At 28.9% G+C, this 12,497-nt stretch carries 13 protein-coding genes; 11 read left to right on the top strand and 2 right to left on the bottom strand.

Features of this window, described 5'->3' with window-relative positions; all coding sequences use genetic code 11:
• The first annotated feature begins 294 nt into the window (after positions 1–294).
• From TY07_RS16040 to iadA, 3 genes are read left to right on the top strand one after another with little or no spacing between them, the layout of a single operon-like run.
• Positions 295–831, top strand: a complete 537-nt coding sequence (locus TY07_RS16040) for a chromate transporter (RefSeq protein ID WP_042402526.1) — start codon at positions 295–297, stop codon at positions 829–831.
• Complete coding sequence (locus tag TY07_RS16035) at positions 831–1,355, top strand: chromate transporter (protein ID WP_042402522.1); 525 nt, start codon at positions 831–833, stop codon at positions 1,353–1,355. Before TY07_RS16040 ends, TY07_RS16035 begins: the two co-directional genes overlap by 1 nt.
• 23 nt (positions 1,356–1,378) lie before the next feature.
• On the top strand, positions 1,379–2,551 hold the full coding sequence (iadA, locus tag TY07_RS16030; protein ID WP_042402519.1) for a beta-aspartyl-peptidase: 1,173 nt from the start codon (positions 1,379–1,381) through the stop codon (positions 2,549–2,551).
• Positions 2,552–2,589: 38 nt separating this feature from the next.
• On the opposite strand, the gene TY07_RS16025 is transcribed toward iadA, so the two are convergent.
• Positions 2,590–3,165 (bottom strand): cell wall hydrolase, encoded by a 576-nt coding sequence (locus TY07_RS16025; RefSeq protein WP_042402515.1) that lies wholly within the window; start codon positions 3,163–3,165, stop codon positions 2,590–2,592.
• 73 nt (positions 3,166–3,238) lie between these two features.
• Entirely contained in the window at positions 3,239–4,258 is a 1,020-nt protein-coding gene (locus TY07_RS16020) for a hypothetical protein (RefSeq protein WP_042402511.1), read from the bottom strand.
• 183 nt (positions 4,259–4,441) lie between these two features.
• Between TY07_RS16020 and cdaA the strand changes: the two genes are divergently transcribed.
• From cdaA to TY07_RS15980, 8 genes are all read left to right on the top strand, one after another.
• Entirely contained in the window at positions 4,442–5,296 is an 855-nt protein-coding gene (cdaA, locus tag TY07_RS16015; protein WP_042402506.1) for a diadenylate cyclase CdaA, read from the top strand.
• Positions 5,266–6,543, top strand: coding sequence for a CdaR family protein (locus TY07_RS16010; protein WP_042402502.1), 1,278 nt, complete (start codon positions 5,266–5,268; stop codon positions 6,541–6,543). The genes cdaA and TY07_RS16010 overlap by 31 nt, the downstream gene beginning before the upstream one ends.
• A gap of 62 nt (positions 6,544–6,605) precedes the next feature.
• Positions 6,606–8,207, top strand: coding sequence for an NAD(P)/FAD-dependent oxidoreductase (locus TY07_RS16005; protein WP_042402500.1), 1,602 nt, complete (start codon positions 6,606–6,608; stop codon positions 8,205–8,207).
• Between the two features lie 437 nt (positions 8,208–8,644).
• The gene (gene ptb, locus TY07_RS16000) at positions 8,645–9,553 is read left to right on the top strand and encodes a phosphate butyryltransferase (RefSeq protein WP_042402499.1); all 909 of its coding nucleotides are present in this window, start codon (positions 8,645–8,647) and stop codon (positions 9,551–9,553) included.
• Between the two features lie 24 nt (positions 9,554–9,577).
• Positions 9,578–10,645, top strand: coding sequence for a butyrate kinase (buk, locus tag TY07_RS15995; RefSeq protein WP_042402497.1), 1,068 nt, complete (start codon positions 9,578–9,580; stop codon positions 10,643–10,645).
• 137 nt (positions 10,646–10,782) lie between these two features.
• Complete coding sequence (locus tag TY07_RS15990; RefSeq protein ID WP_078061405.1) at positions 10,783–11,586, top strand: lytic transglycosylase domain-containing protein; 804 nt, start codon at positions 10,783–10,785, stop codon at positions 11,584–11,586.
• A complete protein-coding gene (locus TY07_RS15985) occupies positions 11,576–11,998 on the top strand; it encodes a YaaR family protein (RefSeq protein WP_042402495.1) in 423 nt (140 codons plus the stop codon). Before TY07_RS15990 ends, TY07_RS15985 begins: the two co-directional genes overlap by 11 nt.
• 44 nt (positions 11,999–12,042) lie before the next feature.
• Positions 12,043–12,357 (top strand): FliM/FliN family flagellar motor switch protein, encoded by a 315-nt coding sequence (locus tag TY07_RS15980; protein ID WP_042402492.1) that lies wholly within the window; start codon positions 12,043–12,045, stop codon positions 12,355–12,357.
• Positions 12,358–12,497: the final 140 nt, after the last annotated feature.

The raw sequence follows: 12,497 nt of genomic DNA, 5'->3' as shown, positions 1-12,497 counted from the left end.
CGCATTGGCGGTTCTATTTTTTTATTTATGTTGTATATGAGTTTTACAATTGCTTTCATGAATTTAATTTTAAGCATTATAAATAATATTTGAAAACTTATTTTTTAGAGCTTTATTAATATTTATATTGTGCTAAGTTTTGTTAAATTTAATAGTAATAGAGTGATATATATTGAAAGATAATTACCAAAAATTATATAATTTATTAATAAATAATGATTCGAATTGTTGAATTTAAATAATACATAACTTAAATACAGTAATAAAATATAAGCGAAGGAGTTGAAAGGAAGGGTGAAAAAGCTAATAGAATTATTTATATCTATATTTAAGATTGGTGCATTCACTTTTGGTGGTGGATATGCAATGATTCCATTAATAGAAGAGGAAGTAGTTAAAAATAAGGGATGGTTAAGTAAGGAAGAGTTTGTTGATATATTAGTTGTTGCACAGAGTTTACCAGGCGCATTAGCTGTAAATACGTCTGTATTTTTAGGATATAAAATAAGTGGAATATTTGGAGCAATTACTGCATTATTAGCAGTAGTGTTACCATCATTTTTTATTATATTGTTGATAGCTATGTTTTTTATGCAGTTTAGAAGCAATTATTATGTTAATGCAGCTTTTAAAGGAATAACAGCAGCAGTTCCCATATTAGTGTTAATAGGGGCGGTTAGTCTAGCAAAGGGATTAGAAAAGAATAGTAGAACTGTAATAACAATAATTATATCTTTAGTGGTTTTAATGTTTTTTGATATTCATCCAGTAATAGTAATAATAATATCTGGAGTATATGGTGCTATATTCTTAAGGAAAAAGGTGAACTAATGGAAATATTAATTAAATTATTTTGGGCATTTTTAAAAATAGGAACATTTAGTTTTGGTGGTGGGTATGCAATGCTACCATTCATCCAAAAGGAAGTAGTAGAAAGTAATGGATGGATATCAATGTCTGAGTTTACCGATATAATTGGAATATCACAAATGACACCTGGCCCGGTGGCTATTAATTCGGCAACTTTCGTTGGATATAAGATAGATGGAGTATTAGGAAGTATATTTGCAACTTTAGGTGTAGTCACAACATCTTTCATATTAGTAACAATTATAAGTAAAATATTAAATAAGTTTAAAGAGTCAGAGGTAATTAAAGGGGCTTTACTAGGTATGAGGCCTGTACTAATTGCACTGATAATATATGCATTTATAGATTTGGCAAAAGAAGTATATATAGATTTAAAAAGTATAATAATAACTTTGATAATAGGAGTTATATTATTATCTAAAAAGGTTCATCCCATATTAGTAATAGTTATAGCTGCAGTTTTAGGATTAATTTTTTATTTATAGTTATACTTAAGGAGGATTTTAATTTGATTACAGTTATTAAAAATGTAAATGTATATGCCCCTGAAAAGCTAGGTATAAAAGATATTGTCATAGTAAGTGATAAAATTGAGGGAATATATGATAATGTGAATGTTCCAAATGATTTTGTAAATATAAGTATAATAGATGGAAAAGGAAAGATATTATTTCCAGGTTTTTTAGATTCGCATGTTCATATTATTGGTGGCGGTGGAGAAGGTGGATTTAAGACAAGAACTCCAGAAATATCAGTAATTTCATTAGTTGAATCAGGAATAACTACGGTAGTTGGTTGTATAGGAACCGATGGAGTATGTAGAAATATGAGAGCCTTAATTGCAAAAGCTAAGGGATTAGAAGAAGAAGGAATAACAACATATTGTTATACAGGCTCTTATGAAATACCGGTAAAAACTATAACTGAAAGTATTAAAGGCGACTTTATGATGGTTGATAAAATTATTGGCGTTGGAGAAGTTGCATTATCAGATCATAGAAGTTCTCAGGCAACATATCAAGATTTTGTAAATGCTGTTGCTCAAGCTAGAGTAGGAGGAATATTATCAGGAAAAGCAGGTATTGTTAATGTTCATTTGGGAGATGGTGCAAGAAGGTTAGATTATTTATTTAAAGTAATAGAAGAAACAGAAATTCCACCAACTCAGCTTTTACCAACACATATTAATAGAAGTGATAAGTTATTTGAAGTTGGAATTGAATATGCTAAAAAAGGTGGATTTATTGATTTGACAACAAGCTCAGATCCAAGATATTTAGAACCAGGCGAATTAAGAGCTGGAGAGGGATTAGCTCTTTTATTAAAGAATGGAGTAGATATAAAGCATATAACATTTTCTTCTGATGGAAATGGAAGTATGCCTATATTTGATGATTCAGGTAAGTTAGTTGGGTTAGGAATATGCTCAGTTCAAACTCTTTATAGAGAAGTTAAAGATAGTATAAATGAATATAATGTACCTATAGAAAAGGCTATACAAGTAATTACATCAAACGTGGCAGAAGTTTTAAAGTTAGATAATAAAGGAAGAATTGAATCAGGCAGAGATGCAGATTTAGTAATGGTTGATAAAGAAACATTGGATATTGATACTGTAATTGCAAAAGGAAAAGTATTAGTAAGTAAAGGAGAATCAATAATAAAGCCAACTTTTGAATAAAATTTAAGGGTCACCATGATGGTAACCCTTTTTTTATGTTACAAAGTGAAAAATAAGTGTTGTCCTATACTAATTACATTATGTTTTTCTACACTTTGCATCCAGGAACAAGTAGCTATATCAGGATTATAGAAAAATACAGCATCTCCTGTAGGATCATTTCCACTTAATGCATCATAAACAGCATCAAAACATTCTTGAGTTGGTTCAACGTTAATTTGACCATCAACAATGCAAGAAAAAGCTCTAGGTTGATATATAACACCTTCAATTGTGTTAGGAAATCCACTGTTAAGAGCTCTGTTTAATATTACTGATGCAACAGCAACTTTACCCTCATAGGGCTCACCTTTACTTTCAGCATATACTACTTGAGACATTAAATAAATATCTGATTGTGTTAAATAAAGCATTTGATTATTTTCTTTAAAAACTTCTACGTAATCTTCATCAGATAAATTTATATAGTTATTTGTGTTACTTTCTAAATTTGCTAAATTGTTCTCTAATATTGTACTTGCGCTTACTTCAACATATGAATTATATAAGCTTAAGTCAAGTGCTGAAAGGGATAGTGTTAGTATAATACAAAATAAGAATTTTCCAAATTTCATAATAAACCTCCTTTTGGAATAACCCAATCGAGATTTATTTTACCCAAAAAATTTTAAATAATACAAAACATTATCAAAAAGAGTTTAATAATGATTCAAAGGAAGTTTTTACATCTTCATATTTAGAAAATGCATTTTCATAATATTTATCTATATTTTTTTTATTATCTTCATATGATGAAGATGATTTTTCATAAATAACTGCAACTTTAAGGGCATTTAAATAAGTAGAATATAATGAAAATGTATTATTTACAGAGTTGTAATAAGAAATACAACCTTCTGGTATAGAAGAATAATTAAAATCATTTTTTATTACGGTTAAAGTATCTTCCTTTTTCTTTATATCATCAAGTATTACATCTAATGAGCGATTATCTTTTCTTATTAATTTTATTGCAGGTTCTAAGTCTTCTAATAAATCAGAAAAACTATTAGTACATTTAGTAAGTTTTTCAATATAGGCATTATATTGATTAGTTTTTATAGAGTCTTGTTTATTCAATTTATCAATTGTATTTAAATAACCAATTAAGTTATCAAAAAAAGTTTCACTATCTTCTGGTAACTCTAAAGAAAATCCATAAGGAGATAATTCAGCATAGCTACTATTACAAGCTTCTTTTAATACTAAAATTTGTGAAGTAGTTTCAGGAGCTGTTAAATTACTTGTATATGATAAAACTTCAAGACAGTATTTATAAAGATTCTCTGTATTTTCTATACAGGATGTAAGCTTTGGAATTATTTCAGGAGTTTCATTATTAGCTACAACTGTTGAAGCGACCTTTTCTTTTAATGCACTTAATTTACTTAAATCATCACTCAATATGCTTGAAGCTGATTTAGTATTTACTGTTACTCCACTAATACAGTCTTTTAAAGTAGAGTTAATGGAAGAAAGTTCAGTAACATAAGGTTCAAATTCTTTTGATGAAGTGTCTGTAATAATTAATCCATTATTACTTAAGGTTTGAATAGCATTATTATTTTTATATAATAATATCATCATAGTAGATGTTACAATTACACCTATGCTTAAAGTAATTAAGAATATTTTATTATCAGATAATGTTTTTTTTATATTTTCCAAAAAAAATTCACATCCTTTAAGTATAATTACAATTTAAATATTATGAAGAAGTCATTTTATATAATTTATATTAAGAAAAAAAGAAATTATACTTAAATGAAATATTAAAAATAAAATAATAATATTTTAACAATTATTATTATAGTGTATAATTTAATTAGTAAATTTATGGTGGTGGATTAGATGCAAAACTTTATTACAATCGTAATGAATTCACTAAAGAGTATGTCAGTTACTGCTGTTATTGATATTTTAGTAGTAGCATTTATATTTTATAAAGGATATATGTTAATTAAAGAAACAAGAGCTGAGCAGCTATTGAAGGGAATAGCATTTATTATTATATTGATACCAATTAGTTCTATTTTAAATTTGAGCATGCTATATTTTATACTAAGCAAAACTTTAACAATTGGAATAATATCTGTTGTAATAATATTTCAACCTGAAATTAGAAGAGCTTTAGAGCATTTAGGTAGAAGTGCTTTTGAAGATAAGCATGGACTTGTTGATAAAGAACAGAGAAATATATATGTAAATGAAATTGTTAATGCTGTATCTAATTTAGCAGAGACAAAAACAGGAGCATTAATAGCAATTGAACAAGGAACAGGGTTAGGAGAGATTATTTCTTCAGGAACCATTATTGATGCAAAAATTACTGCAAATTTATTAGAAAATATATTTGTAGTCAATACTCCACTTCATGATGGAGCTACAATAATAGGTAAAGATAGAATAGTAGCTTCTGGATGTGTTTTACCGTTGACTAATAATCAAGAGATAAATAAAAAATTAGGAACCAGACATAGGGCAGGAATAGGACTTTCAGAAATATCTGATGCTTTAGTTATTATAGTATCAGAGGAAACAGGAACTATTTCTTTAGCTATAAATGGACGTTTAACAAGAAATTATGATAAAGATAGATTGAGAAGTATCTTACTAAAGATAATGGATCATAGAGAAGAGAAAAATGTTAAAACTGCTGGCAAGAAGGTGAAAACATGGATAACTGGAATAATAAACAGAAAGTAATAGTTCAATTAGTATGTATTTTGCTATCTTTAGGCTTATGGATTTACGTAACTAACATTGAAAATCCAATAAAGTCTTATGAATTAAATAATGTGCCAGTAGAAATATTAAATTCAGATAGTTTAAAAGATACAGGATTAGCGTTAGCTCCAAATCAAAATTTTTATGTGAAGTTAAAAGTTGAAGGTAACACTCAGGATTTATTTAGTATTGATAAAAGTGATTTTAAGATAACAGTGGACTTAAGTGAATTTGTACTTAAAAAAGGTGAAAATAAGATTGCTGTAAATATTAAAGAAGCTCCAAGTACAGTAAAGATTAAAAATAGTAGTGGGCTAACAATTACAGTTAATACTGAGGAGTATTCTACAAAAGAAGTACCTGTAAAATCAGAGATTAACGTTATATCAAAATCTAGTTATTATGTTGCAACTCCAGTATTTAGTCCAGAAACTGTAGTAGTATCAGGACCAGAATCTTTAGTTAATAAAGTTACTAAAGTAATTGCTGAAGGTGAAGAAAGTAATGCAGTAAAGACAATTGTGAAAGACTACATTATATCAGCGGTAGATGACAATGGTAATGAGGTTACAGGGGTTCAATTATCACAAAAATGGGTTGAAGCAACTATTGAAATTAATGAAGGAAAAACAGTTCCTATAAAGATAAATACAACAGGAACATTACCTAATGGCTTAAGACTAAAATCAATATCATCTGATACAACTGAAATTGGAATAACAGGACCAGAAGAGATTTTAAATAATGTAAGTGAAATTGGAACAGAGGTAATTGATTTATCTGGAATAAAGGATTCAACTACTGTAGAGGTTGCATTAGGAATACCAGATGGGATATCAATCCATAATGGCGAAAGCTCTATAAAAGTTAATATATCAATAGACAAGGCCCAAACCAAGGAGTTTACAATTTCATACTCAATTGTAGGAACAACAGCAGAGGGGTTGACTATTATACCAGATTCAGATAAGGTTACAATAACAGTTTCGGGTTATGCTGATGTATTAAATAGTCTAACAGAGGCAAACTTTGCTGCAGAATTAGATGTTTCAGAATATACTGAAGCTGGAGAATACACTAAAGTACCTACTGTAAATTTAGTTGGTGTAGATAATGTTAATATAGATAGCGTAAGTGAAGTGAAATTAACTATATCTAAAGATTCGCAGACTAGTACTAATGATCCTAATACCAGTACAGGAAATACAGAAGAATTAAATCAATAATTTATCATTAAGGTCAATCTAAATATTTGGATTGACCTTAATGACCAATATGAGGTGAATATATGACAATAAGAATAAATAATCTAAGCCTTAGTTTAGATGATGACATAAGTTTATTAAAGAAAAAAGTAAGTAAAAAATTAAGAATTTCAGAAAAAGAAATTGAAGATTTAAGAATAGTAAGAGAAAGTATTGATGCTAGAAAAAAAGATAATATTAAACTTACATATGCAGTTGAAATTAATCATAAGGATGAAGAAAAATTAGTTAATAGACTTCATGATAATGATGTTAGGGTTGATGTATCTAAGTATGAGCCAGATGTTGAACCAGGAAGTGAAAAGCTTAATAATAGACCAGTAGTAGTTGGACTTGGACCAGCAGGATTATTTTCAGCATTAATGTTAGCTCAAAAAGGTTATAAACCATTGGTGATAGAACGTGGAGAAGATGTTGATAAAAGAACAGAGACTGTGGATAAGTTTTGGAAAACTGGCGAACTTAATTTAGAATCAAATGTTCAATTTGGTGAAGGGGGAGCAGGTTCATTTTCAGATGGGAAGCTTACTACTAGAATTAAGGATAAAAAATGTGACTATGTTTTAGCAGAGCTTGTTAAAGCAGGGGCTCCAGCAGAAATAAAATATGAAGCAAAACCACACGTTGGAACAGATATATTAAAAGATGTAGTAAAAAATATAAGAAAACAAATAATTGCTTTAGGTGGAGAAGTTAGATTTTCTTCTAAGCTTGAATATATAAAAAGCAATAACGGAAAAATAAAAAGTATAATTGTAAATGGTGATGAAATACCATGTGATGCACTTGTTTTAGCATTAGGTCATAGTTCAAGAGATACATATGAAATGTTACATAAAATAGGGATATTTATGGAACCAAAGGCATTTGCAATTGGTGTTAGAATTGAGCACCCACAAGAAATGATTAATGTTGGTCAATATGGTAAGATGGCAAGTCATCCAAGATTACATGCAGCAAGTTATAACTTAACTTATCAAAGCAAAGATTTAGGAAGAGGAGTATATTCATTCTGTATGTGTCCAGGTGGAGTAGTAGTAGCGGCTGCTTCAGAAGAGAATAGATTAGTTTCAAATGGTATGAGTTATCATGCAAGAGATAAGGCTAATTCAAATTCTGCATTAGTTGTAACTGTTGGACCAGAAGATTTTGAAGGAACTTCAGTGTTAAGAGGAATGGAATTCCAAAGACATTATGAATCATTAGCTTATAAAGTTGGTGGAGGTGGATACAAAGCTCCAGTTCAATTATTAGGTGATTTTGTTAATGATAGAAAATCAACTAAATTAGGAGCAGTTATTCCAAGTTATGAACCAGGTTTTGAATTTGCAGATATGAGAGAGTGTTTACCTTCTTATGTTGTTGATGGAATTAAAGAAGGTGTAAATAATTTTGATAGAAAAATTAAGGGATATGGTAGAGAAGATGCTGTCTTAACTGGTATTGAAACAAGAACTTCAGCTCCAGTTAAAATAACTAGAAATGAAAGATTAGAAAGTATTTCTCTAAGCGGCTTATACCCATGTGGAGAAGGCGCAGGCTTCGCCGGAGGAATCGTATCTGCAGCAGTAGATGGAATCAAAGTTGCAGAGAGAATTATAGAAAAATATAGTGCAATACAGTAGTATTAAAAGCAAGATATTTTAAAAGTTAATGTTTGTGCTTCAAATGGAAATAGTATGATTTTAGATGTAAGTAGATTTTATTAAGCGATATTAAATGAATACTGTCTCTAAAAACAAATTGGAGTATTTACATTAAGATAGGAAAAAAGAAAAAAAGTAGATGTGTGATTGGAAGGAATATTATAATTGAGTTTTAGAATTTACTCCAATAAGGATATAAATTCTTAACGAAATTATACTAATTCCTGAAAAAATACATCTGCTTTTTTTCGCACTCCCATGGTTAAAAATTTAACATGAAATTTTCTGAAAATTTAGGTTTTTATGAAAAAGTTTGATAAAATAGAATATAAGGTAAATATTTCATTTAATTTAAAAAAATACAAAAACTTACTAAATAGGGTTATTGGGAAATGAAAATATAGGAGAGGTGTAACATGAGTAAAAGTTTTGATGATTTATTAACTAAGTTAAAGGTTGCAAAAACAAAGAAATTATCAGTAGCAGTGGCACAAGATGAGCCTGTTTTAGAAGCTGTTAAAGCTGCAAAAGATAGAGGAATTGCAGAAGCAATTTTAGTAGGGGATAAAGATAAGATTGAAGAAGTTGCTGCAAAAATTGATATGGATTTAACTGCTTTTGAAATAGTTCATGAAGCTGATGTAAAAAAAGCTACATTAAAAGCAATTGAATTAGTATCAAGTGGTACAGCGGATATGGTTATGAAGGGACTAGTTGATACAGCTACTTTTTTAAGAAGTGTATTAAATAAAGAAGTTGGACTTAGAACAGGAAAGTTAATGTCACATGTATCTGTATTTGAAGTTGAAGGAATTGATAGATTAATTTTATTAACAGATGCTGCATTTAATACTTATCCAGATTTAAAGCAAAAGGTTCAAATTATAAATAATTCAGTAATGGTAGCAAAAGCTTGTGGAATAGAAAATCCAAAGGTTGCTCCAGTTTGCGCAGTAGAAGTTGTAAATCCAGATATGCCAGCAACTATAGATGCAGCATTATTATCTAAGATGAGTGATAGAGGACAAATTAAAGGGTGTATAGTTGATGGACCTTTAGCTTTAGATAATGCTTTATCTGAAGAAGCAGCACATCATAAAGGGGTAACAGGACCAGTAGCGGGAAAGGCAGATATATTAGTACTTCCTAATATAGATGTTGCAAATGTTATGTATAAGTCTTTAACTTATACAGCGCAAACTAAAAATGGTGGTATATTAGTAGGAACATCAGCTCCAGTTATTTTAACTTCAAGAGCAGATAGCTTTGAAACAAAGGTAAATTCTATTGCATTAGCTGCATTAGTATCAGAGGGTAGAAAGTAATATACTTAGGGGGTATTGAGAATTATGGCATATAAATTATTAATAATTAATCCGGGTTCAACATCAACTAAAATAGGAGTTTATTCAGGTGAAAAGGAAGTTTTAGTTGAAACATTAAGACATTCATCAGATGAAATAGCTAAATATGATACTATTTTTGATCAAAAAGGATTTAGAAAAGAAGTTATAATGAATGTTTTAAAAGAAAATAATATTGATGTAAATTCATTAGATGCAATAGTAGGAAGAGGTGGAATGCTTAGGCCAATTCCAGGAGGTACTTATGAAGTTACTGATAATTTATTAGAAGATTTAAAGGTTGGAGTATCAGGACAACACGCGTCTAATTTAGGTGGAATATTAGCAAATGAGATTGCAAAAGAAGTTGGAATAAGGTCATTTATAGTTGATCCTGTTGTTGTAGATGAATTACAAGATATAGCTAGAATTTCAGGTGTTCCTGAATTACCAAGAAGAAGTATTTTTCATGCATTAAATCAAAAAGCAGTTGCTAAAAGATATGCAAGGGAAAATGGAAAAGGATATGATGATTTAAATCTTGTTATAGTTCATATGGGAGGCGGAGTATCTGTTGCTGCTCATAAGGATGGGTTAGTTATTGATGTAAATAATACTTTAGATGGAGACGGGCCATTTTCACCAGAAAGGGCAGGATCAGTTCCAGTTGGGGATTTAATTAAGTTATGCTTTAGTGGAAAGTATACTCAAGCAGAAGTATATAACAAGATAGTTGGTAAGGGTGGCTATGTTGCATATCTTAATACTAATGATGCTAGAGATGTATTAAAAGCTAGAGAAGAAGGAGATGAATATGCTTCATTAATATTTGATGCATTTATTTATCAAGTTAGCAAAGCTATAGGGGAAATGGCTACTGTTCTTAATGGAAGAGTAGATCAAATCATTTTAACTGGTGGAATAGCGTATTCACCTGTAGTAGTTAATGAAATTAAGAAAAGAGTTGAATGGATCAGTGATATAACTGTTTATCCAGGAGAAGATGAATTATTAGCATTAGCTCAAGGTGCTATTAGAGTGCTTGATGGAGAAGAAGAAGCAAAGATATACTAAAATTAAAATAATATAATCGCCTTTGGAATTAATTCAAATTTTGAATTGATTCTAAAGGCGAAATTTTTTATGTAATACTATTAATTTATATAATTACTATCCGTATAATTAATATAATAACGTTTCGGGGTGATTAAATGTCAAATAATATACAGGGTTTAAGTGATATATATAGTATTTTACAACTTTATGGTATAAATAGTTCTAGTAGTACAAACTCATTAAGTTCAACTAGTTTAAGTAGTTTAACTAATTCAACAAGTAAATCATCACTAAATGATTTAAGCAGTCTTTCAAGCTTAGGATCAGTTTTAGGTACAAGCTCTAATTCAAGCTCTAGTTCAAGTGCATTTAACATAATGCTTACTAGCTTACTTAGTGCTATAAGTGAAAAAAACAAGTATGCAAAAACTGAGGCTGAAAAAGTTTCATTAGAGGGGATTCTAAGTACATATAATAGTTCGGTATTAAGTAGTGGAAGCACTAGTATAAATAATTACATTACTGCTGATGTGTCAAATTTAACTGTAGATGAAAGAATAGAAAATGCAGTAGAGTTATATTCAAATCAACATGGAGTAGATTCAAATTTAGTAAAAGCAATAATAAAAGTAGAATCAAATTTTGATCCTAATGTTGTATCTTCAGCAGGAGCAAAAGGACTTATGCAACTTATGCCAGAAAATTGTAAGGCATTAGGTGTAGAAGACCCAGTTAATATAGAACAAAATATTGAAGGTGGAGTAAAACATATAAAAGAATACATAGATAGATATGATGGAGATATTGAAATGGCACTAATGGCATATAATGGTGGACCTACTAGGATGATGAACAGAGGTGTTACATCAATAGATGATATTTATAAAATGCCAAAAGAAACCCAAAATTACGTTCCAAAGGTAATGAGTTATTATAGAGGTTTTACAAATGGAAATTAGAAGTATACAACCAAGTAGAAATATTGAAGTTAAAGATAAGACTGTTTCTGCAAGAAGTGATTTTTCAGAGAGTTTTATGAAATCATATAAGTCTGCTACTAAAGAGGAACTAGAAAGTTATATAAAAGACATAAAGAAAAAAGGCAATAAATTAATATTAAGTAAAAGTTATATTGATGTTAAAAATTATAAGTCAATTATTAAAAATTATTTAAAGGCAGTAGTAGATTATACTTATATTTTAAATAAGAATATAGGTTTTTGGGAAAATCAATATTACTCTACAGTAGAAACTATTAATGAGCAATTAGAAAGCTTAACTAATGAGTTATTAAGTGAAGAAAAAGAAAACTTGGATATATCATCAACAATTGATACTATACAAGGATTACTAATAGATATTTATAAATAGATATAAGAAATTAACCTTAAAAGTCGTAAAAGGAAGTGTATAAAATGAATACAATGCTTAAAGAAAATCTATATGAAGTAGAATTTGATGATTTAAATAGAAAAGAAGTAGAAAGTTTTGAAAATAATAATTCTATATTAGGCGCTAAAGTAGATGTAAGTGTTACATTAGGTAAATGTAAGAAGAGCATTAAAGATATATTAGAAATAAAAGAAGGAGATGTTATTTGCCTAGATAAGACTATAGATGAAGATTTAGATATTTATGTTAATGATAAATGTGTTGCTACTGGTGAAAGTATAAAGATAGAAGATAAAATATCAATAAGAATAACAAATTTTAAAAAGTGTGAAGAATAGGAGTCTAACAAGGCTCCTTTTTGATTTATTAACAATAATGTTTATTATTCTAATAAATTTTGTGGAAAGACTAAATATAATTGTGGATAAGCCGATAATTATATTTATAGGTATGATGTAAAAAAGTGAATCTGTTAAGC

Source organism: Clostridium saudiense (genome assembly GCF_000577815.1).
In the GTDB taxonomy this organism is placed as follows: domain Bacteria; phylum Bacillota; class Clostridia; order Clostridiales; family Clostridiaceae; genus Clostridium; species Clostridium saudiense.
This window is presented reverse-complemented; position numbering and strand designations above follow the sequence as displayed.